Genomic DNA, 26,475 nt, shown 5'->3' with positions numbered 1-26,475 from the left:
TCAATTCATGGGGAGGTTTCATATGGCAATTACGCAATCGTTTCAAAATGAACTTCTGTTAGGCGAGGAAGACAAGAAGCAAGGATTCTGGGTGCAAGACGACGTCCATCTGCCGCATGCGATTACGCCTTTATTCGCCTCCTTCATGGCACCGGCCGTCTCGGAAGGGACGAAGCGTGCCTTTCACAATTTGCAGTTCCCGTTGGAACAGTTCCGGTTTAAACTGGCGGACGGCCGCATTTATCAGCAGAACGTCCCGTTTCCAGGCGATCCGGAGCAGCGGCACAAGGCGCATAAAGAAGTGGTCGCTGCCCTGCTGCCCATTCAGAAGGAGCGTCTGACCGGCTTTGTCGAAAATGAATTTTTGCCGTTTTACCGGAAACTGGACGACTACCGGAATACGACCTCGACACTGGAAGTGGCGAGAGCGCGCGTGATGGAATTATTCGATTTTTACCGCCGTGCGTGGCAGCTTCACTTCGAAATCGTTATGCCTCGAGGCGGGTTTCTGGCGCTGGAGCACATGTACGGCCAGCTCACCGGCGAAGCGGATACGACAGTTGTCTACGACCTGCTTACAGGCGTCATGAACAAGTCGCTGGAGACGGACCGGGCGTTGTGGAGACTGGCTGACCAGGCCAAAGGTGATCCGCTGGCAAGGGCGGCATTGACGGCGCAGCCGGCTGAATCGGGATATGCCGCTCGCCTGGAAGAGACCGAAGGAGGGCGGGAGCTGCTTCGGCAGCTGCGGCTCGTATTGGAGGAATACGGCCACCGCTCGGCCAATTCGCATGAGTTCGCCGACGAGACCTGGGCGGAAAATCCGGAGTATGCACTGCGCATCATTGCCTCATATCTCCAGAAGGATTACAACTTCGACGAGCAGTTTGCCCGTATCGTGAAGGAGCGTGAAGCACGGGCGGAGGCGCTGCTAGCCAAGCTGCCCGAAGGGGAGCTGAAGGAACGCTTCGCTGCGATGTATCAATGGGCGCTCGATTCGTGGGGACTCGACGAAGATCACCACTTTTATATTGACGCCATGCTGCCTGCCAAATCGAGACCGTTCCTGCTCCAGGTCGGCGAGCTGCTTGTGGAATGCGGAGCAATCGCGGATCGCGAGGATGTGTTCCATTTGTATCTGGATGAACTGCTGGATGTATTATCCACACCGTCGGCGCAGCAGGGCAAAGTAGAGCAGCGGAAGCAGGAGCACGAAGCCAACAAGCGCAAGAAGGTGCCTCCCTTCTACGGAGAACCGCCGAAGCAGCCGCTCGACCCGGCGTTAGAACGCGTCTTCGGAGGAAAGGCTCCCGACATTCGTGAGCAGGAGCGGACGTTTACCGGCTATGCGGCGTCGCAAGGCGTGTATACGGGAACGGTGAAAGTCGTTTCGGGGCCGGACGATTTCGGTAAAGTAGAGCATGGCGACATATTGGTGTGCAGAACGACGACCCCGCCGTGGACCGCGTTGTTCTCGATCGTCGGGGCGATCGTTACCGATACGGGGGGCATCTTGTCTCATGCGGGGACCGTTGCACGGGAGTATAAGCTGCCTGCGGTGGTCGGTTCCAAAGTGGCAACCTCCGTGCTGAAAGACGGGGACCGGGTGACGGTGGACGGCTCCAAAGGGGTGGTGCATTTTGGGCAAGCCTAGCCAGCGGCTCGTCCTGCTGTCCATCTTGACGGGAACGTTCCTCGTTCCCGTCAATTCCACCATGATCGCCGTCGGATTGCCTACGATCAGCGAAGCGCTGGCTGTCCCGCTGTCCCAAGCTTCGTGGGTCATTACGATTTACTTGATCGTCATGGCGGCCGTGCAGCCGATTGCCGGGAAACTGGGCGATTTGTACGGGAAACGGACGATGTTTTTGCTCGGGATGGGGTTGTTTCTCGCTGCTGCGGCCGCCTGCATCTTTTCGTTCCATTTGCTGTGGCTTATTGTATTTCGGGCGATTCAGGCGGTAGGCGGCGCGATTGCGGCGCCGAACGCAAGCGCCTTGATTCGCGAGGTCGTCCCCAAGGAACAGCTTGGCAAAGCATTCGGAACGTTCGGCCTGCTGATGGGGCTTGGTGCGGCGATCGGACCTTTAGCCGGCTCACTGCTGATCGGGCTGTGGGGGTGGACGTCGATTTTCTGGGTAAACCTACCGTTCGCTCTGTTCAGTCTCGCCGCCGCCTTCGCTTACCTGCCCAAGAGTGCGCCGGTTCGCAGCGGACAGTCGCTGGACATTCCCGGTTCCGCATACCTTGCGATCGGGCTTACGTTGTTGACCTTGATCGTGACTCATCCGCAATGGTTCAACATATGGACAGCAGCCTTGCTTGTGGTTACGGTCATGTTGTTTATTCGGCGGGAGCTGCGCTGCACGGAACCGCTGATCCGGTTCGCCCTGTTCAAGTCGCCGATGTTCGCCAGCGCCAATGTGTCCATCCTGCTCAGCAATGCGATGATGTACAGCACGATTCTGGTGATGCCGGTGCTGCTGCAACAGCAATTCCATTATTCCGTCCAGGCGGCCGGGATGATGCTGTTTCTTTTTTCGCTGGCCATGTCGGTATTCTCCTGGTTCGGCGGTTCCTGGAGCGAGCGGCTCGGACAACGGAGGCTGGTCCGGATATCCTTTATCGTGCAGGGCGCCGCTTTGCTCGGATGCTTGGGCATATACGGGTACCCCTCGATTCCGTTTATCGCCGCCGTATTGCTGGTGGGCGGCGTCGGGGCGGGAATCGGCACCCCGTCGATGCAGTCGGCGTCGCTGCAATCCGTGTCCAGAGACATGTCGGGCGTCGCTTCCGGCATCTTTTCCACGTTCCGATATATTGGAGGGATGGCCGCTTCCGTCATGGTTAGTCTGATGGCCGATTATCACAGCTTGTTTTATTGCCTGCTCGCGCTTGCCGTGATCGGCGTGCCGTTGTCACAGGGATTCAGGGAAGCCCGCAAAGTTTCTGCACAGAATTAGAACCTTTTTCCTGCACTTCACGTCAAAAACCTGTGTACCTTATCGTACGGAAAGGTGAAGATGATGAAGCGTTTATCCCGATGGATGGCTTTGGCGGTTACGGCTGCGCTGACCGCAGCCAGCATTCCGCTGAACGATGCCGGACATTTCGTTCAAGCGATGGAGCAGGTGAAGGAATCGGCTTGGCCGGAGGAATTGGTTCGTGCGGTCAGCGCTGCGAAGGAGGCGTTCGAGCGCGATCATGCGATCCCGCCCGAGCTTGCCGACCGGCTGGCCGAGGCGCGCGAGCTGCTGCTTCCGACCGCGTTGCAGCGGCTGACGCTGCGCACTGCCGCAGCGGGGAAGGGTAGCGGGGTGCAATCGGATGCCGCCTTGTCTCCCGATTGGCGGTTTTGGGCCGTGACAGCGCAGCTGTGGAACGACCCGAGGCTGCTGCCGGCGCTGCTCGACTGGACGGCGTCGTTCCCGCTGGAAATGTACGAGAGTGAGCCGTACATCCGGCTGGTCGCCGAAACGCTGCGCGACGGCGATGAACCGATCGTGCTGCGAAGACTGGAATCCGCGGACCGCAACGGAACGCAGGCGCTGCTTCGCGTGTTGCGCAGCAAAAACGGGCTGGATGCGGATCGCATGGATGAATGGCTTGCAGTCTACAAGGATAAGCCGCAACAGGAAGGCATCATTGATTTTGCGTTAGATTACGAGAACGGCGCGAGTCTCATTCGATTGTACGAAAAGCACGCAAACGACCTGACCTCGGCTCACAAGCTGCGGATCATCGACAGGCTCATCCGCGGGCCGAAGCCGGACGAAGAGACGGCGCTATGGCTTCGTCAGCTTGCAGCAGTAACGGACGATTCGGCGATCGAGCAAACGATCGATCAAATACTGGTGTATGCGAGCGGCGATAGGGAGGCGGCGGAGCGGCTGTATCGAAGCGGGACCGAAGACGGTTTTACCGTTGTCCTGAACGGACGGGTGGAGAAAGCGTTGACGGAGCTGTACCCGGCCGGAGCGCTGGCCGAAGGAGCGCGCCTCTACGAATCGATTCGCGGAAAACCGTATTTTTATTACGAAGACGACGGCTGGTACAATGCGGAAGGAAACGACTATGAATCGCCGGAAGAAGCGATCGGCTTGTGGAATGATTTTCTGGAGCGTTACCCGAAGCATCCGGGGGCTGACGATGCCGCTTACCGGCTGGCGCGCTGCTACCAGCTGACCGGGGACGGAGAGAACGCCATGCTCTGGCTGACTCGGGCTTCGCAGCTCGGGGACCGGGATTTGGGCTACGCCGCAAGCGGGATGCTGCTGTTTGTGCTGGATGTGGAGATGTCCTCAGATCGGCTGACAGCGGTTCGTTCGGATCGGCTGCCGGCATGGTTAAAGCCTTGGCTGGATTATTCGTTTGCGGTTGAGTTGATCAGGGAGAACCGTTACCGGGAAGCGGTCCGTTCGCTGCAATCCCTTATCGATGCGTATCAAGGGAAAGATTTGTTTGCGGAGGCCGACGCTTTAGCTGGAGGGCACGTGCAGGAAATCTCGCTCGCGGCAAGCCGGTATCCGTTCTGGGAGAACGTCGGGGAGCAGCTGCGGTTGGCCGAGCGGATGGCGAAGCTGACGGAAGAAGCGGAGCAAGCAGCCGGACCGGCCAAAGCAGACCGGCAGTATGCTTTGGCGGCAGCGATTTACCGGGAGCCTATGCTGTACTACAACCATCTATGGCGGAGGGAGCGGCAAAGTTTCTTTTGGCTCGGCGGAGTGAAAAATATGGATTACAACGAGCCGCTGGACCGTTATATTGGACGGTTCAATCATCTTGTTCAAGCCATCGAACAATTTCAAAAGATCGACATTCAGGAGGCGAATGCGCAGACGGCGGCCAAAACGCTGTTTTCCATCGCGCTGAGCTACAGCAAGCTCGCTCATTATGGAGAAGAAGTGTCGTTTCATATGTCCGGAGCCAAGCTAAATGAGAAGGTGACGGAATATGCGAAGCTGCTGGAGGAAACGTTTCCCGAGTCCGAGCTGTCGGATGACGCGCTGATGCTGATCTACGCCCACACGAAAGACAAGCGCTGGCTTGAACAGATTGTGGAGCAGTATCCTGAGGGCGATCAGGCGCGGGATGCCGGCAAGCAGCTGGAACGGCTGGCGGCCAAAGCGGAGGCACAGGACGAACCTGTTTCTGCGTCTTACAATCCCGGTTACACGGTTCGCTACGAAAAGCTGAGCCTTGACGACAAAAGGCTTTCGCCATCGGTTCGGCGCTAGGTGAATGAGCATCAAAACCGCACATCGGCTCACGAAACGATGACGGACGGAGACTGGGTGTATGTGCTAGTGACGGCTGCTGAAGGCAAAGCGCTCAATTACTTGTATATCGGCAACAGCGGCCTCCGGTTAAGCGTATCTTCGAACCAGACGGCGGAAGGCGCGCTCCATGGGCAGCCCTCCACCATGCTGGCGCGCATCAAAAGCAAGTTCGTGCCGAGCGGAGAATGGGAATGGCGCATGTACGGCAACTGATCGGGCACGCATGCCTCTCTTTCAATTCAAGCGGTATGTAAAAAATCCTCCCGCTGCAGCGCGGCTGCGGAGCGGGAGGACTTTGCCTAAGATGATGTCTGATGATAATGCCTTATGCGGATTAGTGCAGCGAAAGCATTGCTGCCATGTCCTCTTGCGCATCGCCGATCAGCTTCAAGCCGAATTTCTCGACGAGCACGTTCATCACGCCTTCGTTGATGAACTCCGGCGCCTTCGGACCGATCCGGATATCCTGGATTCCAAGGCTGAATAAGCCTAACAGAATGGCGACGGCTTTTTGCTCGAACCACGACAGCACAATGCTCACTGGCAGCTCGTTGACAGTACAGCCAAAGGCGTCGGCGAGTGCCAAAGCGATTTTGACCGTGGAGCCGGAGTTATTGCATTGGCCCAGATCGATGTACCGCGGGATCCCGGTGCCTGCGACCGTGCCGTAATCCACGTCGTTGAAACGGAACTTGCCGCAAGATGTCGTCAAGATGACCGTGTCGTTCGGAAGCGATGTCGCAAGCTCCCGGTAATACTCGCCGCCTTTGCCCGGAGCGTCACAGCCGGCGATGACAAAGAAGCGCTTGATCAGGCCGTCTTTGACTGCTTGGATGATTTCCGGCGCAAGCCCGATGACCGTTTCGTGATGGTAGCCGGTAGTCAGCACTTGCTCGGAATCGATATGAGCCTCCGGCAGCTCGAGCGCCCGCGCAATCAGCGGTGAGAAATCTTCGCCGACGATTTTCGTGACATTCTCAAGACCAGCCACCTCGTAGGAGAAGAATCGGTCCGCGTACGAGCCTTTGATCGGCATCACACAGTTTGTCGTCGCCAGAATCGCGCCCGGGAACTGCTCAAACAGTCGGCGCTGGTCGTACCACGCTTTTCCGATATTTCCTTTTAAGTGGGCATATTGCTTCAGCTTCGGATACCCGTGGGCCGGCAGCATTTCGGAGTGGGTGTAAATGTTAATGCCTGTGCCTTCCGTCTGCTTCAGCAGCTCTTCGAGCGCATACAGGTTGTGCCCCGTCACGACGATGCACTTGCCTTCGATCTTATTTTGCGGGATGGTGACCGGCTGTGGAATGCCGAAATGCGTCGTATGCGCACGGTCGAGCACATCCATGATCCGCACTGCGGCATTGCCGACCTTCATAGCCATATCGAGGTGTTCCTGTAAATTGAAGTTGGAGTTGGTCAACGTGAGATAAAGCGCTTCGTGTGTGATTTTATCTACTTCCGGGTCGGTATAACCAAGCTGCCTGGCGTGAGTCGCATAAGCGGCGATTCCCTTCAGCGCAAATATGATTGTATCCTGCAGGCTAGCGATCGTCTCGTCTTTTCCACATACCCCGATAACCTTACAGCCGCCGTCTGGTGTTTGTTCGCATTGGTAACAAAACATGATGCGCCCTCCGTTCGATGATTTGCTATGTTTCTTTTACAACGATTAGCTTATCAGAAACGGGAGAAAGTCAAAGTGATGTCTGTCACAGCGTTTCTGGCGAAATGGTGACACATGTCACTGTTCTTGTTTCCGGCTTTCCGCGGCGGTTGTCGCTTGCGGCGGTCATGATATAATGAAGCCAATACGAGGTGCAAGCTTTGGGGATCGTAGGGGAGGAAAGCCGCTTGAGAATTTACCATGAGAAAGTCGCTTACGAGAATCCGCTCGTTCCGCTCAAAATATACGATCACCGGAAGGTAGACGACGTGTGGAACGACTGGCACTGCCATAAGCAGGTGGAGATGCTGTATATATTGCGGGGCGGTCTGGACGTCTACGTGGAAAAGCAGCAGTACCCGCTGCGCGACGGGGATGTCCTTCTGATCGGCTCGAACCAGCTGCACCGGGACCATTCGCACGGGGCAGAGTATATCGTGTTTCAGTTCGACTGCAACCAGTATTACGACCCGACCACGATGCCTTACTTCAAGCTGTTCATGGACAGCAGCGTTTCTTTGCATGAGCTCAATTACTTGTTCCTCGAAAGCGCGGAGGCCAAGCGAGCGGCCATCGCCTGCATTCTTGACATTTTCAAGGAAATGCAGGACAAGAGCTACGGATACGAAATGGCGGTCAGTCTGCATATTCGGCAGCTGCTGCTGACGATGCTTCGGTATGACTCCCGCAAAATATTATCGATCAAAAACCAGCTCGACATGGCGCGTCTGAAGCCTGTGCTCGATTACATTGAAAAAAATACGAACGCCAAAATTTCGATCAAGCAGGCGAGCCAAATGGCCAATATCAGCTATTCGCATTTTGTTACGTTCTTCAAAAAAACGATCGGCATGTCGTTCATCGATTATGTGAACTACCACCGGATCAAGATGGCGGAGCGTATATTGCTTACAGAGGATGTCAGCGTAGAGGAAGCGGGCGTGCGGATCGGCATGGAAAACCGGGGGCATTTTTACCGGATATTCCGCAAATTTAACGACTGCTCGCCGAAGGAATTTCGTAAAAAAATGATGGAATGGGGAAAGTAAGCGCCTTAGGGCAAATCAGGAGATCCGGGACATTCGTCCGCGGGTCTTTTTCGGCGTTTGGCGGGAGAAACCGATGGGGCCGAGTGTAACAACGTAAAATCAGGTACAAAGTTCAAGGAATCGGGTATCTCTTTTTGAGCGGGCTGAATTTATAATGAAGTCGTCGCGACATACAGCAATTCTAATGAAACGTATACGGAGGTTCATCGTGTCTACATCTGGCAGCAACAACATGGATATGCAAGGCATCAATCATATGATCGCTTTATTTGCCCGTTCCACGCGGGATGTGCTGGTGGCCGCTCACCGGGGGATATGGTCGGCTGCCCCGGAAAATTCGCTGTCTGCGATCCAGGCGGCCATTGCTATAGGGGCGCATATCGTCGAAATCGATGTGCACCGGACCCGCGACGGCGAGCTGGTGCTGATGCACGATGCGACGGTCGATCGCATGACGAACGGGCGGGGCAAGATCGCCGAGCTGACGCTGCGCGAGATCAAAGCGCTTCGTCTGCGAAACGGGTCCGGCGGAGAGAACGCTCCGCTGAGCGACGAAACGGTACCCACGCTGCGGGAGGCGATGGAAGCCGCCAAAGACCGGATTATGGTCAATGTCGATAAAATCTGGAAGTTCAAGGATGACGTCTGGGACATCGTCCGCGAGACCGGGACAGCGGCGCAGACGATATTCAAAGGCACCGCCGGCCACGAGGAAGTGGCGCAGTGGCTCGCGTCCAAATCGCCCAGACCTCTCTACATGCATATTGTGCTCGATAAAAACATCGGCGGGCTGGACAGCATGATGACCGCCGTCAAACCGGATGCGTATGAGCTTGTGTTCGCAACGATGGATGATTTGGCGATTGCCGAGACGACGATTGTTGCCATTAAGCGAACCGGAGCGAGAATCTGGATCAATATGATGTTCAAGCAATTTGCGGGCGGTCTGACCGACGAGCCTTCGTGCTGGGACTGGTGCGTCGAACGCGGAGCTACGATGCTGCAAACCGATTATTCGGCGGAAATGCTAGCCCGGTACCCGCATGCCCTTGTGCAGATGAAAGCGTAATGATTATTCGGTTGTGCCGCGACGGCGCCGCGCGGATTGCAAGCGATTCGCAGCGGTAAGGCAGCAGGCGATGCAGCCGATCGGCAAGCGACGGCGCCGTGCATTGGCTCGCATGATTACGATTCGAGGGGGAAGCACTTTTGTTGAATAAAAGCGTAAGCGTCATATCGGTCTTCGCGCTGGCCGCAGCGATGCTGGCCGGGTGCGGAGGGGGAAGCGGGAGCCCGGATAAGCAGCCGGCGGCCGCCCCTCCGCAAGGGAAGCAGGATCCCGTAACCATCACGCTGGGCATTCGCGCAAGCTACTTGACCGATACGGAAATCAAGCGCTATTTTACCGATCCGGTGCAAAAGAAGTACCCGTATATGACCATCGAAGTCATCCGCATCGACGATAAAACGAATTCGTTCCAAAACCTGCTCGCCACCGGCGGCTTGCCGGACGTCAACTTCATCGATTCCTTGACGCTTCAGAGTACGAAGCTGCTCGGCATGCAGCAGGATCTTACGGAAATCGTCAAAAAGCATAACTACGATCTAACGAGGCTCAATGCCGATTTGCTCGATATCGTGAAGACGAACAATCAGACGGATTTCCTAGTCGGATTCCCGTACGTCGTCCAGTTCAATGCGCTGTATTACAACAAGGATATTTTTGACAAGTTCGGCGTGGCGTATCCCAAGGACGGGATGACATGGGCGGAGACGATCGACATCGCCAAGAAGCTGACGCGCAGCGAAGGCGGCATCCAGTATCGCGGTCTCGAGCCGGATTCGGTGTTCCGTCCCGGTTCCCAGCTGTCGCTTCCGCTGATCGATCCGAAGACGTACAAATCGATTGCCGATACCGATTCATGGAGAAACGTGCTGCAGCTGTGGAAGGACATCTACAGCATCCCGGGCAACAACAAGGTGCAGGCTTTCGCCTCCGGCGTCAACAGCTTCATTAAGGATCAAAATATCGCGATGCTGGCCGGCTTGAACAATCTCGGACGCCTGGAGGAAATCAAGGATAAGTGGACGAACTGGGACATGGGCTCGTATCCGGTGTTTCCGGAGAAGCCGGGAATCGGCACGCAGGCGGATATGCACGTCATGCTGCTGTCGCCCAATAGCAAAAACAAGGATGCCGCCTTCCAGGTCATGACGACCGTCCTCTCGGATGAGGTGCAGCTCGATATGGCGCATATGGGCAAAGGCTCGGTGCTCAAAGACAAGAAGTTTCAGGATGAATTCGGCAAAAACCTCGATTTCATGAAGGGCAAAAACATTCAGGCGGCGTTCAAGACGAAGCCGGCCAAGGCATATCCGCCGACGGAATTTGCGGGGTATGCATTTTCTGAAATTACGGCGCTCATGGGCAATATCGTGAAAAACAACATGGACGTCAATACGGCCATTCGCCAGTACGACGAAAAGGTGAACAAATATATCGAGCAGAACCGCAAGTGATTGGCTATCGATATAGAACATGCATAATATACTTTGAATTGTACATACTCCCTATAAAATGTTTAAGGAGTCCAATTCAAAATGAAGCATACAGTAGGCCTATCCTCAACGGAAATTGCCGGATTATGGACAACCTATATCAATGACAGCATGTCGATTTGCATTTCCAAGCACTTTTGGCATCATTCGAATCGTGATGACGTAAAAGGAATCATCAAACGGTCCATTGAATTATCTGAGAAGCACATGATGGAAATCAGGAACATCTTCGCAAAGGAAGGGATCCCCCTTCCTAGAGGGTTTACGGATGAAGACGTTAACTTGGATGCTCCTCCGTTGTTTTTCGATCTGTTTCCATTGAGTTATGTGTATGGCATGAGCCGCATGGGCTTGGTCGCTTATGGCATGTTTGTGTCCAATGTTGCTCGCGAGGATATTCGAACCTTTTTCTCCAAGTGCCTGCAGTCCACGCTAGACCTATATAACGATGCTGTCAGTCTTTTGATTGAAAAAGGTATTTACGATCGTCCGCCGATGATACCTTACCCGGACCATGTTGAATTTGTAAATAAAAAAGAGACGTTTCTATCCAAATGGCTGGAACCGAAACGTCCGCTGAATGTGATTGAACTATCCGAGATGTTCTTTAACATTGAACGAAATTACTTTGGTCTTGTGCTGCTCATCGGTTTCATTCAAATTACGAAGGACCCTACGATTCAGCAATTTTTGAAACAGGGAAAAGAACTAGCCCAAAAGCAAATACAGTTTCTGAATCACACCTTGTTAAATGAAGACCTCATGGGTTCAATCATGGTGAATACAGAAGTATCCGTTTCAACGGTATCTCCTTTTTCGGATCGGTTAATTATGAATCTTATCACCGTGCTGAATAGTCAGGGTGTAACCTTTGTTGGTCATGCCCTGTCGGTTTCTTCAAGAATAGATTTAGCAACTGAATACTTGAAGCTAATCCCTGAGATCATACAGTACGGGAAGGACGGTGCGGACATCTTGATTGACAAGGGATGGTTAGAAGAACCGCCACACGCCCCGAACAGGAAAGAATTAGCGAAAATTTAAGGTTACGGGAATGAATTGAAAACCTATCCTTCAAGGCATTATCTGATTATTCGGTAGTGTCTTTTTTCATTATTTGTTTAAGCGTCCCGGCAGCGCCGTACCCGGAGCGGCCAGCCGACATCGGCGATGATGCCGGTTGCGCCGGTACTGTTTAATCTGGCAGCAGGTACGTACGGATCGCTTGAGCGACGCCGTCTTCCTCGTTCGTTCCCGTCACGGCCTTGGCTGCTTGTTTCACCGTTTCCTGAGCGTTGCCCATCGCGATGCCGAGGCCGACGGAGCGAATCATCTCCAGATCGTTCAAGCTGTCGCCACAGGCGGCAACCTCCGCCATGCCGATGCCCAGAAGCTTGCAAATGTCCCGGATGCCGCTCGCCTTGCTGATGCCCGCCGGATTGACTTCGATGTTGGATGCGCTCGAGTTGGACAGCTCATACCGGCCGGCGGCGGCAAGGATTGCCCGGATCTCCGCCAGACGGCCAGGGTTGTCGCAATGAATTCCGAATTTGAGCCATTGCCGTCCATCCTGCGGGTCGATCCGCTCCAGCCAGCGTTCCTTCGTGAACACTTCGTCCACGGTATAAGCCCAATACCGGCAATCATATTCCTTGGACAGACTGTACAGCTCGGCAACCCATTCCGTCTTCAGCACATGGCGTCTCATGAGCTGGTCCGGTGCCTGCCATACTTCGCTGCCGTTGACGCATACGATCGGCGAGGTCAGACCGAGCTCTTCCACGTAAGGCTTAATGCTTTGCGACTCGCGGCCCGTCGCGAGCATGACCGTAATGCCGCTGTCGATGGCCCGGTGAATCCATTTGCGATTATCGGCGGAGATGGCGTGCTTCCGGTTCAGCAGCGTGCCGTCCATGTCCAGCGCCAGCAGCTTATACCCGTTCATGCCGCAGCTCCTCTCGCCGCGCGATCGCCCCATGGCCGGCAAACGGATCGTCGATCGTGATGCGGCCGGTCTCGCAGTCGCCGATGCCGCTGTACAAATCCGCCTTCCCGTCCGTTCTCATCTCGATGCCGGAGGCGAAGACGCAGTCCTCCAGACTTGGCAGCTTCGCGGGCCCTGCGGGGTAGCAGCTGCGGCTGCCAATGATCTGGAGATGCGAAGCTTCCCGTTTCGCCGGATCGAGTACGAAGGACATGTTCAAATACACCTTGAGCTCTACGCCGTTCGCGTCCCGGTCTTTGTAGCATATATGCCCGATGATGCCGAGCTTCCCGCTGTCGAGCAGGTAAGCTTGATTGACGCCGCCCCATTCGTTTATCCCGAATATGCCGGGAATATACGGGGCGCCGGCGATGACCTCCGGCGACAAATCGTTCAAGTTGTCGATGATCGCAAATCCGATCATCGACCGGCTGCCGTATTTCTCGATCAGATCGTCTCCTTTCGGACGGGAAAAGACGCCGATGCGCCCGTCGCTCAACTCGACAAGACGAATGTCCTTCATTTTTTCCGGTCCGGTTGTAAAGTAATACATATCGTGAATATGCGTTCCCCGATAAAAATAACCGCAATAGCCGCTTAAGCGGCATCGTTCGTATTGGACGTGCGTGCCGCCGAGCACATGCTCGTCCCCGATCCGGCTTATATACGGATCTTCCAGCGTATAGACCATGCTGCCGGGCACGACGGACCAGGTGTCCTTGCCCGTCTCTTCGAATAATCGCACCCAGGAACGCGCCAGCTCTTCACGCCGCTCAACCCGGCCGAACAGAAGCCGTCTCCCGTCCGACTCGAATGGAATGGAGGTGTTGTATACGTCGTAGCCGTCCGCCCCGCGAAACGTTAATGTGGCGCTCTCGTAGATTCGTTTGGACGCTTCGAATGCGATTCTGCGTTCCTTCAAGTTCATGCAATACACCCCTTTATTGTTATCATGATTACGGCAAATAGCTGCGAAGCACGGTCATCCTCCCGGTCAGGCGATAGGCGCCGAGGCTTGCCGGCAGCAGGAAGCATTCGCCCGGCTGGACTTGAATTTCGCCGTCCGCATAGCGGATCGATCCCGCGCCTTCGCATATGATGTGAATGACGAAGCTGTCCGGGCTTGTACTGAGCGTCCATTCTCCTTCCACTTGTCCTTTCTCCGTGACGAAGTAGGGCGAGCGGACCAGCGTCAGCCATTCGTTGGCCCGCCGCAGCGCGGTCTTCATGCAAGCCGCATCGTTTCCTTCATAGGCGATCACGCGGAGCGAATCGTCGATATGCAGCTCCCGCCTCTTCCCGTCGAGGCCCGGACGCCCGTAATCGTATAGGCGGTAAGTGCTGTCGGAATTTTGCTGGATTTCTGCGACCACCATGCCCGAACCGAGCGCATGCACCGTTCCGGCCGGTATGTAGAACGCGTCGCCGGCTTCCACCGGCACTTCGTTCAGGCAATCCATTATCCGGTCCGTCTCGATGGCGGCCGCAAGCCGTTCGCGGGTTACCCCGTCCTTCAGACCGTATATGATTTTGGCGCCGGGGCTTGCGGCGAGCACATACCACATTTCCGTTTTGCCGAGCTCACCCGGGGGCAGACGGTCGTACAGATCGTCCGGATGTACTTGGACCGATAAATCCTCTTGGCAGTCCAGCAGCTTGATCAGCAGCGGGAAACGGCCGGTCTTCTCCGAGATGCCCTTTCTTCCGAAGACCGCTTCGCCGTACGATTCGCGAATGCGGTCCAGCCTCCATCCGGCCAGTTCGCCATAGAGGACGGACGTCGTGCCGTTCGGATGATCGCCGATCATCCACGCTTCCCCGATCGTGCCTTTCGGCATGTCCAAGCCGAACTGCGCGAGCGACTGGCCACCCCATACGCGTTCTTTCCATTGCGCTGCACATTGTAACGGATACGGTCTCATTCCCATTCTCCTGCTTTCCGGGTGAATTGAAGGTTGCCTTTGCGGCAATTTCGACTACATCATAAACGAGGCCGGACCGCGGCACAATAGAGCGGACCGCCAGGCATGGCGGTTTGCCGAAATTCGATAATGTGTGCGGACCAGTGGAAGGCAGGCAGCCGATTTGTGAAAGCGAGTGCGGCGTTTTGAAATTTACAAGCTGCCATGGTTTGAGTACGGTTTGGAGTGTGGGGGTGCACCCGCCTAATTTTGAGCAGAAGGAGTGGACGTATGGCAAGGAAAGGGAAACAACCTGTTGGGATGGCGGTACTGCTCGTCGTATTGATATGCAGCATGATAGGAGTGCCGCCGAAAGCGAACGCGGCAGGCCAAGAGGCGATGGGCATGAAGCTCATGACGTTCAACGTTCGCAATTTGAATGGAGACAACGGAACGGTCAATGCATGGGACAACCGGAAGAGTATAGCGGTGAACGCCATCAACACCTTCGGTCCGGATCTTATTGGCATGCAGGAAGCGTACGAAGTGCAGATCCAATATTTTCTTAACCAGCTCGGCCCGAACTACACTTCCATCGGCAAATCCCGCCAGGGCAATACGAGCAACGAATATAACAACATCATGTACCGGTCGGATAAATTGAACGTGCTCGAATCGGGGCAGTTCTGGCTCAGCGAGACGCCCGATGTCGTCAGCAAAAGCTCTTACGATGCCGATCACGAGCGTATTTGCACATGGGGCAAATTTCAGTCGAAGAGCGACAAACGGGCCGTATTTTATTATTTCAATACGCATTTATCGCTCAAAAGCGCAGCCCGTGAGCAGGCGGCCGGCCTCATACTGGAGCGCATCGCCCACTATGTAACGTCGGCGAACGCGCCCGTCTTTATCGGCGGGGACTTCAATTCGGAGGAAACCGGAAACGCTTACATGATTGTGAACGGTTCTGATTTCAACGATACGTGGAGCGATGCAGGCAAACCCTTCGTGAACGACTCTACATTCAGCAATTACGACGGCTCTACGACAGGGGGGCATATCGACTGGATTTTTCAACGGAACGCGCTGAAGATCAACTCCTTGGACATTAACACCTACAATGAGAACGGCCGATACCCGTCTGACCATTATCCGGTGCAGCTGAACGTCGATATTCCGCTGACTGGCGAGCCGATGCCGGACCGGACAAGCGCGGGCACGGCGACGGCGCAATATACCGACAGCCCTAGCGGAGAAGAGGTCGCCAAAGCGTTCGACGACGCCAAGACGAGCAAATTTTACGTGCCGCACGGCTCGGTCTGGGTGCAGTACCGGTTCGCTAACGGGAGCCAATTCGCCATCAACCGGTACCGCTTGACGTCGGCCAACGATAATGCAGGGATCCGCGATCCGAAAGATTGGACGGTGAAGGGCTCCCATGACGGCGTGAACTGGACGACGCTCGATACGCGGACGAACGAATCGTTCCCGCTGCGCTTTCAGACGAAGGAATATACGTTCAACAACAGCGCCGGCTACGAATATATCCGTTTCGATTTCACAAGCGGCGGCGGGTCCAAGTTTCAGATCGCGGAAATCGAGCTGTACGATCATGTCAACGTCGCGCGGAACCGGAGTGCGACAGCGGACGGCGCGGTAAGCGGCGAAAGCCCGGGTAAGGCGGTGGACGGCGCCGTGGCGGGGAACAGCAAATGGGCGGCGACCGGCCCGGAGCCTCACTGGCTGCAGGTCGATTTGGGGAGCCGTCACAACCTGTATCATTTTATTGTCAAGCATGCGGGGGCCGGGGGCGAATCGTCCGCCATGAATACGGTAGACTACAAAATCCAGGTCAGCGACGATGCGGCAAACTGGACGGATGCGGTCGCCATCACCGGCAATATCGCCAACGTGACGACGCATCGCGCGAATGCGTTCGGCCGGTACATTCGGCTGTACATTACGGACGGGGCTGCAAAAAGCGGCGATACGTCCGCCCGCATTTATGAGCTGGAAGCATACGGTTTGACGGCCGGGGCGACCTTCTACAAGGACGGCAGCTATGGGGGCTATGCGGTGACACTACCGAAGGGCAGCTATACGCTGGCGCAGCTGGAGGAAGCGGGCATCGGCAACGATGACATCACGTCGCTGAGGGTATTCGGGGGCGTGACGGTAGAGCTGTACTGGGACGATCAATTCCAGGGAGCCGTACTAACGAGGACGGAGGATGACTCCTCGCTGACGCCGGAAGGCTGGAGCGACAAAACGTCCTCGATCAAAATTTATTGACGGCATAGCAAGGGACGGCGGCACGCCGACTTTCATAAGCATGCAGGATCGATCCGGCATCCCTTTCCATCGTACGCTGACGACCGGGAAGGGATGTTCAGCAGTTCTTCCGTCAGCTTCGCGAATCTGTTCAAAATGCGCTTGAACCTGCACCCAAATGTGTTACTATAGGGTTGCAATTTCATCCGGGATCATTGGATTCGCGAAGGAAGGGTGAACATGGAAAAGGACGGGGAGTTAACCGCTTTATCGCTTCCGCCGCAGCCGATGAGCGCGATGGATGAACGTTTGGATCAGGTGATCTGCGGGCGGGGCGAGCAGCTTGCGCTGTTTCAGCGGTATTTGTCAGGCGAATCCGCTGAAGGCAGGACGATATGGAATATATACGGCACAGGCGGCATCGGCAAAAGCTTCCTTATCGATTCATTCCGCCGGCAGGCGCAGCGGGCCGGGGCCATCATGGTCTATATGGACAGCCGGGATTTTATTCATCAGGGAGAGCTGTTCTGCCGGGAGCTGCTGCTGCTGCTGCGGCTGCCGGCTTCAGCGGGCGATCCGGCGCTGCATCCGAATGCGCTGACCGCCTGCTTGAACAGGCTGAAGCTGCTGTCTTCGCAAACGAAGGTGGTGCTTGCGCTTGATACGTATGAGGAAATGGGCGAGCTGGACGGCTGGCTTCGGGATCGGTTGATCCCGTGGCTTCCGGATCGGATTATGCTGCTGATCGCAGGCCGGTATAAGCTGAAGGGGGCGTGGGCGCTGTCTCCCGCTTTGCGCGAACGCCTGTTGTTCATGCCGCTCGGGCATTTGACGAAGGACGAGAGCGCCGTGTACTTGCGGCAATGCGGCATGACGGACGTAAGGCAAATCGAGCATGCATGGTTCAAAACGGGCGGTCATCCGCTGGCGCTGGCGCTCGCTGCCGATGTATCCTCCCATTCGGACTGGGTAAACGGAGCGGATGAGTCGGAATGGTTCGATCATCTGGCCGCTGCGTGGCTGCGCGAAGTGCCGGATCCCCGCCTGCGCAAGATGGTCGAGGCGGCATCTGTCCTGCTGCGCATGAATCACGAGGTGCTGCAGACGATACTGGATGAAGAGCTGGATGGCGATACGTTCAACCGGCTGATCTCGCTGTCGTTTGTCCGCAAGACGGAACGGGGCTGGATGCTTCACGACCTGATGCGCCTGGCGATGCGCAAGCAGCTGGAGGAGCGGATGCCCGCGCGTTTCGAGAAACTCCGGAGCCGGGCGGCGCAATATTATGCGGCCCGGATTCGCGATGCGGCCCCTTACCGGAATACCGCGTGGGAGGTGGGTGAGCTGTTTTATTACAGCGGCACTCCGCTGCAGCGCGCGCTTATTTTATCTTACGCCCGAGGCCGGTACGTGTGGGAGCCGCTGACGCTGTCCAATTTGAGCGAAGGCGAGGCTTATTTGCGCCGCCGGCTGGAGCAGGCGACTCCGCTGACGCTGAGCGGAATGGACCCGGAGACGGAGCAAGCCTTTGACGAGTTTGTCGGCAAGGAAGAGATGACCTATACGATCAAGCATCTCGATTTGCGGGCCTGGGCGGAGCTCGATGGGCGAGCGGCGATGCTGCTGCGTTCCACCGACGGAAGAACGATGGGGGTGGCCGTCATCGTCCCGATTCATAAGGAGACGCTTCCGGCGCTGCGCAAAGATCCGTTCGCAAGTCCTTATTTGAGCTCGTTGAAGACGAAGGAGCTCGTGGAACTGGAGGCCGAGCCGACCGACCCGGCGGGATGGTTCATACGGACGATCGATTACGGGGATTGGCAAAATCCCGATATGATCACGGAAACGATGTATTTGATGTTCTCATACATGTGCTCGGGCGGTATTTTTATCACATCCCCGCCGCCAATGGATTTTTTTCGCGATGCCCATTTGAGCCTCGGGTTCCGGCAGGCGCCGGGGGTTATGCATCATCATTATGACGGACGGACGCCTACGCCGACCTTTGTGCTCGATACGCGCGGGGAGAAGCTGGAGCAATTTCTCCGATTTTTGCTGCAGAAGGGCGGATTTCCGGAAGAGCGGCGCATGCCCCGCGAATATGAAATGCGGTTATCCAGCCGGGAGCGGGAGGTCGCTGCCCTCGTGCTGGAGGGGATGACCAATGCGGAAATATCCAGAGCGCTGTATGTCAGCGAAATTACGGTCAAAAAACATGTCAGCTCCGTTTACGGCAAACTCGACGTAAAGGGGCGAAGCCAGTTGATCAAGCTGCTGGCCGGTCATCGGCCATCCTAGGCCGGCTCCGGGCGGCGCCGTTCGCCGATTGCCCGAAAGGGCGGGCCTTGGCGTCCATCCTGTACGGAGAAGCTCATACCTGATACGAGGTATGGGCTTTTTGATATGCCCCGCACGATAAACTATACGATCGTATAATATCGGACCGACATTCGACATGGTACATTCAATGACAGGTGATGCGGCCGCTTCTCTTCACGGGAGGATGGCCGGTTGGCGAATTTGTCGCAATAAAAGATAGGGAGGAACTCAATCTTGGCATGGCTTATAACGATTCATGTGCTTTCCGCGGTGCTCGGCATCGGGCCGACGTATTTCGGCCATCTGCTGCTCCGCAAGAAGCAGGGCAAGGAGCAGCTTCTGCAGTCGTTGTCGATGTTCAAACTGCTGAACTATTTTCCGAAAATCGGCGGGTCGATTGCGGTGCTGTCGGGTCTCGCGCTCGTGGCCGTATCGGGATGGACATTTTCGGATTTATGGATTTGGCTGTCCCTTGTGCTGTACGTGCTCATTCAGGTCGTCGCGGTGGGCATGCTCGGTCCCGTATTAACCCGGCTGGTTCAGGCGTTGAACGACGGGCACGAGAAGGAGGCCGATCCGGGCAATCCGCTTGGCTATATGGCCCTTCTCGCCCAAGCGAACCGGCTGTACAACACGGCATCGATTCTGGGTACGGTATTGATTGTTTTAATGATCGTCAAGCCGGGATAAGCATCGCTTCCGACGCTGGCCGACAGACTAACACATGACTGGGGAGGAACGAGAAATGAATTATTTAAATGGAAAAGTCGCATTCGTATCGGGGGGGAGCCGAGGGATCGGCGCGGCCGCATCGCTGTCGCTGGCCCGTCTGGGGGCCAAGGTGGCCGTGATTTACGTCCGGCAGGCCGATGCAGCTCAGGCGCTGGTCGATCGGATCCGGGAAGCGGGCGGCGAAGCGGAGCCGGTCCAGGCCGACGTGCGCGACCCGGAACAAGTGAAGGCGGCGGTGGCTCGCGTTCAGGCGACTCTGGGAGACATCGATATTGTGGTGAACAACGCGCATATGTCATTCGCGATGAAGCCGCTGACGGCGATGCAGTGGGAGGAGTTCGCCCAAAAGATGAACGATGAGCTGAAGGTGGCCTTTACGTTAACGAATGCCGTATTGCCTTCTATGATGGCCCGAAACTATGGAAGAATCATCTATATTTCGAGCGATGCCGCTGACGTCGCACTGCCTTATATGGCAGCCCACGGCACGGCCAAAGGGGCGCTTAACGCGTTCGCCAAATATGTCGCGCTGGAAGGCGCCCCTTACGGCATAACGGCGAATGTCGTCTCGCCGGGACTGGTCCGGACGGAGGCGTCGAGCGTGACGCCGGAGGCGGTGAAGCAGCAAATCGCAGCGATGACGCCGCTGCAGCGGATTGCCGAGCCGGATGACATTGCGGGGGCGATCGCTTTTTTGGCCAGCGAGGAGAGCCGGTTCGTCACAGGGACATGCATGCATGTGAATGGCGGCCTCTATATGGATTAAGCCGGCGGGCTGCGGCGGTGCTGGGCTATTCCGGTTCCCCGGACGAACGACGGCCGGCGGCCCATTCCCTGTACTGCGACGGCGTCATGCTGAAGTTTTTCTTGAACAGGGTGGAGAAATACGTCACGTTATATATGCCTACCGTCTCGCAAATACGCGAAGCGGGCTCGCTGGTCGTCGACAGCAGCTCCTTCGCTTTTTCCAGTCGCACTTTATTGACGTATTCGTTGAACGACATTTGCGTGTTTCCCTTGAACAGCTTGCCAAGGTACCCGGGGGACAAGCCGACGACATCGGCAACGACCTCCAGTGAGAGGCCCGGATTCGTATACTGCTTACGAATATATTTTTGCACCTCTTCGATGAGGCTTTTATATTTTTGCGCGTTAGCGTGGTTGTTTTTCTCCTCCAGCGCTGCGCATACCTTGAACAGGAAATCGGTAATAATCTGCGTAATATCCTCGATTGTTTCCGAACTGTGAATCTCTGAGATCTTCTCCAAATATTGATTGAAATTCGTTTCCGGCAGCGAACGGGTTTGTTCAAAATGCTTGAACAGCGAGATCATCAGCTGGCTGCAGTAGTTGACCCCCTGATAATACGTTCCGGCCGACAAATGCTGGACGAATTCGCCGAGTTTTTTCTTAATAGCAGCTTCGTTGCACAGCATGACCGCTTCGGTGAGCTGCTTCTCCAGTGCATAAGGGTATTTGACCGTCACCATGAAATGCTGCTTGGTCCGCTTCGCGTCCAGGATGCATTCATGCCCGTAGAACAGACGGAATTTCACGTACTGCTGCGCCGATTTGTACGAGAGATGGACGGCGCCTCTGGCGCCCACCGTATCCCCAATGCCGGCCGAGATCGACAGCTTGAAGTACGATTTGACGACCGATTGAATGTCGGCGACGACGGCCGGCAGCTCGCGCTGCGTCTCCTCCTTGGCATACGGCTTCAGCATGGCGATTTCGTTCTCCTCGGTGACGAGCAGGTCGGCTTGTCCGCGCTGCTGCATTATTTCCTGAGCAATATTGCAGATCGCGAAGCGGATGAGCGCCTGATCCTTCAAATCTTCCCTTTCCTTGAATTTGGCGAAGTTGTCGATCTTGAAGACGACGACCGCATAGAAGGGCCCCGCAAGCTCGTCCTCGATCCGCTGAATCCATTCCTCCGGCGCGAACGTTTCCGCCATGCTTCCTTTAAACAGATGCAGCAAGTATGTTTCCTTGATCGCCCGTGACGATTTATGCAGATTGAATTTCATCGATTCTTCATTTTCTTTGTACTGCGAGAACGCATCGGCCAAAATCTGGTATTCATCCAGCTTCGAATACGTGCCGGCGCTTTCGTTCACTTGGGCGACGCCGCCGATCAGCGATTTGATCGGGTTATGGATCGTTCGGGTCAAATAGAGCGAAATGACGAAGCCGACCAGCACAAGCAGCAGGCCGGTCAACAGCGTAATGTTGCGCAGCTCGATAATGTTGGCCACGATTTGGTTATACGGGTTGACACTGACGAAATACCAGTTCAAGCCTTCCGACTTCACGTAGGTGACAAGCTGCTTCTGGTTCTCGATCTCTGCGATGAAGCTGTGCTCGTCTTGCTGCTCGCTCAAGATGCGCTTGATGTAGCTCTCGCCGGACAAGTCCTGCAGGAATAAGGAGGAGTCCGTATGGGACAGCACTTGTCCCTGCGTATTCATGACGAACGTGTTTACGTCGTGATCGATTTTGCTAATGTTGCGGATCGTGTTCAATATATACTGCTCGTCCATGTTCATGTAAATAACCGACTTGGAAGGAGAGGTCATCGAAAAGTCCGGGTACAGGACGAACGTGATAAGGCTGTACGGCATATTGCCGTTCGCTCCCTCCACCGTTACTTTCCGGGGGTAGAAGCTCATATATTTTTTCGTATTTTGCGCCAGCGCCTCGGTATCGACGGGAATGCCAGCTGTATCGAGCAAGGAGCCGTTTGCCGGCTTGTAGATGCCGATGCTTTTGATAAACGGGTAGATTGCCTGAATTTTGGAGAGCTGCCGGAATATTTCGTAGTTGCGTATTTTATCGTCATCCTCGTTGAAATAGGAGATAACCGTATGATCATTAATCATTTCGTTGCCGATGTTGATGATCTGATTGTTCACCACGTCGGATGCGTAGCTGATTTGCGTCAAGAGCGTTTTGGCCTGCCGGTCTTTCTCTTTGACGGCATTGGAGGAGAACACATAAAACAGCAGGCTGCACACGAGCGACACCGTCAAGGTGACCAGCAAAATATAGGAAACGATCAGCTTGCGGTATACCTTGTATTGTCTCATTCGTTTCCACTGGAACAAGGCCAATCCCTCCTGTCGGAATAATGGGCGGTCCCGGAAGGCGGGATGCGGCATCGGCGATTCCAGACCATTTTAATGCACAGGACGGGAAGGACACAATACTTGGAGCGGGAAAAACGCCTGTTTGCCGGATTTTGAAAGCAAGTGCTTCGAATTAAAAGCGGTAAAACGGATAAATGGAAGCGAGTGCAGGCATTCATAATTTACTTGGCGCAGCGGGTTGGATACGCTGTGAATGCAAAGCCGCAAGACGAAACAAAGGGGGAACGGAAGTATGGAAAGCAAGGCAGCACAGACGGAAGGAGGCGAACCGGTGCGCTTGAAGCTGATGACCTTCAACATTCGCAACGTAAAGGGCGATGCCGGTACGATCAACAGCTGGGACAACCGGAAGGACATCGCTGTGAAGGCGATCGACGGGTTCGCTCCCGATCTGATCGGGATGCAGGAGGCGTATGAGGTGCAGATTCAATATTTTCTCAGCCATCTTGCGGGACGATATGCGTCGATCGGTGAATCGCGTATGGGCAACACGGACAATGAATACTGCAACATCATGTACCGGTCGGATCGGTTCGACGTGCTGGAGTCCGGCCAGTTTTGGCTCAGCGAGACACCAGATGCCGCCGGCAGCCGCAGTACGCTCGACGCGGATTATCCCCGCATCTGCACCTGGGCGAGGTTTCGGACGACGAGCGACGAACGGGCTGAATTTTACTATTTCAATACGCATTATGCATTGAAGCAGGCGGCGCAGGAGCAGGCGTCCAGACTTATTCTCGAACGCGTATCCCGGATCGTGTGCTCGCCCGAGGTGCCTGTATTTATCGGCGGCGATCTGAATACGGAGGAAACGGGTAACGCTTACAGCATCCTGAGCCAATCGGAATTTCGCGATACTTGGGTCGAAGCCGGGAAGAGCTTCGTGAACGACGGCACGTTTGGCCGGTTTGAGGGCAAGACGACAGGCGGACATATCGATTGGATCTTCCACAAAAACGCGGGCAAGATTCACTCGGTGGAGATCAATTATTACAACGAGAACGGCAGATACCCTTCCGATCATTATCCGGTACAGCTGGACGTCGAGATTCCGCTGACCGGCGAGGGCACAGCCTAACGAAACAGGCGGAGCTCCGTGCAGAAGCATGCTTCATACTGACCGGGCAACCGCAACACGCGCAGGGGCTGTAGACCGGGATGCAAATGACTCCATCGTGATTCACATGGTTGGCAAACAATGAGAAAAGGGAGTGTCATCGAATGGATCAGTCAGTAAAAAACAAAATGCCGTTTATAAGTATCAGGTGGTCGGCGGGGATATGTTTGTTATCGGTTAGCGCGCTTTTGTTCGCGGGATGCAGCAAGTCCACGGCACCGACACCGGCAGCGGGCGCGAAGGAGGAAGAAAAGCATGATCCGGTTACGATTCAGGTAGGGATCAAATCTTCCGGTTATTTCTCGGAGGATGAGTTCAACCGTTATATTGCCGAGCCGGTCAAGAAGAAATATCCGTGGATTACAGCGGAAAGAGTCATTTATGGGAATGATACGCTTGAAAGTATCGTCGTTTCGGGCGCAACGCCGGACTTGATCATCACGAACAATATTAACGGATTCCCGCAGCTTGCCCAGCTCGATTTGCTCGATTCGATTGAACCGCTTATCCAAAAGCACGGAATCGATTTGAGCCGGTTCGAGGCGGGCGCGGTTGAGGCGGTCAAGGCTGGATCGAGGCGTTCCGACCTTACCGCGCTTCCCTATTATCGAAATTTTGCGGTATTATATTACAGTAAAGAAATATTCGATAAGTTTGCCGTTCCTTATCCGAAGGATGGCATGACTTGGCCGCAAGCGACGGAGCTTGCGAGAAAATTAACCAAGCTCGACAACGGCGTTCAATACCGAGGTCTGGAGCCGAACGTAACGGAACGACTCGGAGCACAGCTATCTTTGCCGCTCGTCGATGGCAAGACGAATCGTACATTGATCAATTCGGAGCAATGGAGAAAAGTAATGAACCAAATGGTTTCCATTTATGAAATTCCGGGAAATGGAACTATCGCGCCAAAGAGCAAAGGCACGAATCAGTTCGTCAAAGAACGGATATTGGCAATGACACCGGATGGGAATTTATTGAAATCTTTGTCCGAGACGCCGGATTTTTGGGATATGGTCACGATTCCTGTATGGCCTGAAGCACCGAAGATCGGCATGAGTCCTGACGAGCATATTATGGTGGTATCGAAGGTAAGCAAGCATAAAGATGATGCGATGCGTGTGATCTCAAGCCTGCTTTCCGACGAAGTGCAGATGGATATGTCCAAAAACGGCAGAACGAGCGTGATGAAGGATCCAAAAATTCAAGGCGCGTTTGCACAGGATTTGGAATATATGAAAGGTAAAAATATCCAGGCGGTATTCAAGACGCAAATGGCGATTTACGATGCGACGCTATATGATACGGAAGCAATTAACGGATTGGCGACAGCCCTAAATAACGTTGTAACGAAAGGGAAAGATGTCAATACCGCCCTGAGAGAAGCCGAGGAGTCGGTTAATAAAAAAATTGAAACGATGCTGTTAAAGTAAGCGGAAAGCAAGGAAGGTCCAGATGAAAAGACGAAGGATGACACTTGTTTACGCTGCTGCCGCGGCGATCGTTCTGTGTGCCTGCGCCTCGCTGCTATGGCTGCAGGGGACGCATTGGAGCGGGGCTGCGGCAGGCCTCAAGATCAAAGCGATGACGTTCAATCTGCGGGTAATGAACAATAATGACGAGCAGTCGTGGGCCAAGCGGCTTCCCTTAGTCAAGGAGCTGCTGGAGAAGCAGAAGCCGGACATCCTCGGCACCCAGGAAGGCCAGCTCGTCCAGGTGCAGGACTTGGAACGGGCGCTGCGCGGATACGGCCGCATCGGGGTAGGCCGCGAAGGTGGGCAGAAGGGCGAGCATGTGGCTGTGTTCTACAATAAGGAACGGTTCGACGCGCTGGAATCCGGCAACTATTGGTTGTCCGATACGCCGGAGCAGATCGGTTCGAAGTCATGGGGGAACACGCTTCCGCGGATGGTGACTTGGGTCAAGCTGTCCGAGAAGGCATCGAAGCAATCGTTTTATTTTGTAAATACGCATCTTGATCATATTTCGGCCGAAGCCCGGAGCAAAGGCGCACAGCTCATCGCGGAGAAAGCCAAAGCGTTCGATGCGAAGCTGCCCGTGATTCTAACCGGAGATTTCAACAGCAAGTTGATCCATCCGCCTTACCGTTATTTGATCGAAACGGCCGGTTTCACCGATGCGCTGAAGTCTGCACCGGTTATCAGTGGGGAGAAGCTGGGGACATTTAACGGCTTCCAGTCTCCGGAGGGCGGAGGTCCCGGCAACCGGATTGACTGGATCTTGTATCGGGGGAACGTAACCCCCGTACAGGCGGGGATAGACGATTACAGGAGAAACGGCTTGTATGCGAGCGATCATTATCCGGTCGTTGCCGAGATGATATTGCAGGCCGGTAAATAGAATGGCGATGCGCTTCCAGGGACGGGGGCTGTGGACGGCCGTTCCAACAATCACGCAGCTTTAGCTGCTGGACAGTCCGGGTGGGGCT

20 protein-coding genes are annotated in these 26,475 nt (G+C 55.1%); 15 read left to right on the top strand and 5 right to left on the bottom strand.

Going from position 1 to position 26,475, the window contains the following annotated elements; translation table 11 throughout:
* Positions 1-22 precede the first annotated feature (22 nt).
* From KXG62_RS12450 to KXG62_RS12435, 4 genes are read left to right on the top strand one after another with little or no spacing between them, the layout of a single operon-like run.
* Positions 23-1,654, top strand: coding sequence for a PEP-utilizing enzyme (locus tag KXG62_RS12450; protein WP_218092298.1), 1,632 nt, complete (start codon positions 23-25; stop codon positions 1,652-1,654).
* Positions 1,641-2,963, top strand: a complete 1,323-nt coding sequence (locus tag KXG62_RS12445) for an MFS transporter (protein WP_246627412.1) — start codon at positions 1,641-1,643, stop codon at positions 2,961-2,963. The genes KXG62_RS12450 and KXG62_RS12445 overlap by 14 nt, the downstream gene beginning before the upstream one ends.
* A gap of 60 nt (positions 2,964-3,023) precedes the next feature.
* On the top strand, positions 3,024-5,237 hold the full coding sequence (locus KXG62_RS12440) for an outer membrane protein assembly factor BamD (protein ID WP_218092297.1): 2,214 nt from the start codon (positions 3,024-3,026) through the stop codon (positions 5,235-5,237).
* Positions 5,238-5,492, top strand: coding sequence for a hypothetical protein (locus KXG62_RS12435; RefSeq protein ID WP_218092296.1), 255 nt, complete (start codon positions 5,238-5,240; stop codon positions 5,490-5,492). It abuts the gene before it with no gap.
* Between the two features lie 121 nt (positions 5,493-5,613).
* On the opposite strand, the gene hcp is transcribed toward KXG62_RS12435, so the two are convergent.
* The gene (gene hcp, locus KXG62_RS12430) at positions 5,614-6,906 is read right to left on the bottom strand and encodes a hydroxylamine reductase (protein WP_218092295.1); all 1,293 of its coding nucleotides are present in this window, start codon (positions 6,904-6,906) and stop codon (positions 5,614-5,616) included.
* A 227-nt stretch (positions 6,907-7,133) separates the two neighbouring features.
* Here hcp and KXG62_RS12425 point away from each other — a divergent pair, with 227 nt between their 5' ends.
* From KXG62_RS12425 to KXG62_RS12410, 4 genes are all read left to right on the top strand, one after another.
* Entirely contained in the window at positions 7,134-7,994 is an 861-nt protein-coding gene (locus tag KXG62_RS12425) for an AraC family transcriptional regulator (protein ID WP_218092294.1), read from the top strand.
* Positions 7,995-8,202: 208 nt separating this feature from the next.
* On the top strand, positions 8,203-9,063 hold the full coding sequence (locus KXG62_RS12420; protein ID WP_218092293.1) for a glycerophosphodiester phosphodiesterase family protein: 861 nt from the start codon (positions 8,203-8,205) through the stop codon (positions 9,061-9,063).
* A gap of 143 nt (positions 9,064-9,206) precedes the next feature.
* Complete coding sequence (locus KXG62_RS12415) at positions 9,207-10,514, top strand: ABC transporter substrate-binding protein (RefSeq protein ID WP_218092292.1); 1,308 nt, start codon at positions 9,207-9,209, stop codon at positions 10,512-10,514.
* An 81-nt stretch (positions 10,515-10,595) separates the two neighbouring features.
* The gene (locus tag KXG62_RS12410; protein WP_218092291.1) at positions 10,596-11,597 is read left to right on the top strand and encodes a DUF3231 family protein; all 1,002 of its coding nucleotides are present in this window, start codon (positions 10,596-10,598) and stop codon (positions 11,595-11,597) included.
* Between the two features lie 151 nt (positions 11,598-11,748).
* Here the strand turns inward: KXG62_RS12410 and KXG62_RS12405 are convergent, their stop codons facing one another.
* Genes KXG62_RS12405 through KXG62_RS12395 form a run of 3 tightly spaced genes read right to left on the bottom strand, consistent with a single transcriptional unit; the run spans position 11,749 to position 14,459 of the window.
* Complete coding sequence (locus tag KXG62_RS12405) at positions 11,749-12,498, bottom strand: Cof-type HAD-IIB family hydrolase (protein WP_218092290.1); 750 nt, start codon at positions 12,496-12,498, stop codon at positions 11,749-11,751.
* Complete coding sequence (locus KXG62_RS12400) at positions 12,485-13,465, bottom strand: DUF1861 family protein (RefSeq protein WP_218092289.1); 981 nt, start codon at positions 13,463-13,465, stop codon at positions 12,485-12,487. Before KXG62_RS12400 ends, KXG62_RS12405 begins: the two co-directional genes overlap by 14 nt.
* Positions 13,466-13,493: 28 nt before the next feature.
* Positions 13,494-14,459, bottom strand: a complete 966-nt coding sequence (locus KXG62_RS12395) for a type I phosphomannose isomerase catalytic subunit (protein ID WP_218092288.1) — start codon at positions 14,457-14,459, stop codon at positions 13,494-13,496.
* A gap of 270 nt (positions 14,460-14,729) precedes the next feature.
* Between KXG62_RS12395 and KXG62_RS12390 the strand changes: the two genes are divergently transcribed.
* The 4 genes from KXG62_RS12390 to KXG62_RS12375 all read left to right on the top strand — a co-directional run bounded on the left by KXG62_RS12390 (position 14,730) and on the right by KXG62_RS12375 (position 20,526).
* Positions 14,730-16,730, top strand: coding sequence for a discoidin domain-containing protein (locus KXG62_RS12390; RefSeq protein ID WP_218092287.1), 2,001 nt, complete (start codon positions 14,730-14,732; stop codon positions 16,728-16,730).
* Between the two features lie 219 nt (positions 16,731-16,949).
* On the top strand, positions 16,950-19,007 hold the full coding sequence (locus tag KXG62_RS12385) for a helix-turn-helix transcriptional regulator (protein WP_218092286.1): 2,058 nt from the start codon (positions 16,950-16,952) through the stop codon (positions 19,005-19,007).
* Positions 19,008-19,262: 255 nt separating this feature from the next.
* Positions 19,263-19,718: a DUF2269 family protein gene (locus KXG62_RS12380; RefSeq protein ID WP_218092285.1), complete on the top strand. Its 456-nt coding sequence runs from the start codon at positions 19,263-19,265 to the stop codon at positions 19,716-19,718.
* 55 nt (positions 19,719-19,773) lie between these two features.
* Positions 19,774-20,526, top strand: a complete 753-nt coding sequence (locus KXG62_RS12375) for an SDR family NAD(P)-dependent oxidoreductase (protein WP_218092284.1) — start codon at positions 19,774-19,776, stop codon at positions 20,524-20,526.
* 25 nt (positions 20,527-20,551) lie between these two features.
* Here KXG62_RS12375 and KXG62_RS12370 read toward each other — a convergent pair whose 3' ends face one another.
* Positions 20,552-22,867: a helix-turn-helix domain-containing protein gene (locus tag KXG62_RS12370; protein WP_218092283.1), complete on the bottom strand. Its 2,316-nt coding sequence runs from the start codon at positions 22,865-22,867 to the stop codon at positions 20,552-20,554.
* Between the two features lie 274 nt (positions 22,868-23,141).
* On the opposite strand from KXG62_RS12370, the gene KXG62_RS12365 reads away from it, so the two are divergent.
* The 3 genes from KXG62_RS12365 (at position 23,142) to KXG62_RS12355 (ending at position 26,387) form a co-directional block, all read left to right on the top strand.
* Entirely contained in the window at positions 23,142-23,987 is an 846-nt protein-coding gene (locus KXG62_RS12365; RefSeq protein WP_218092282.1) for an endonuclease/exonuclease/phosphatase family protein, read from the top strand.
* A gap of 143 nt (positions 23,988-24,130) precedes the next feature.
* Positions 24,131-25,459, top strand: coding sequence for an ABC transporter substrate-binding protein (locus KXG62_RS12360; RefSeq protein WP_218092281.1), 1,329 nt, complete (start codon positions 24,131-24,133; stop codon positions 25,457-25,459).
* Between the two features lie 22 nt (positions 25,460-25,481).
* On the top strand, positions 25,482-26,387 hold the full coding sequence (locus tag KXG62_RS12355; protein WP_218092280.1) for an endonuclease/exonuclease/phosphatase family protein: 906 nt from the start codon (positions 25,482-25,484) through the stop codon (positions 26,385-26,387).
* The last annotated feature ends 88 nt before the right edge of the window (positions 26,388-26,475 follow it).

Source organism: Paenibacillus solanacearum (genome assembly GCF_910593845.1).
GTDB classification, from domain to species: domain Bacteria; phylum Bacillota; class Bacilli; order Paenibacillales; family NBRC-103111; genus Paenibacillus_G; species Paenibacillus_G solanacearum.
This window is presented reverse-complemented; position numbering and strand designations above follow the sequence as displayed.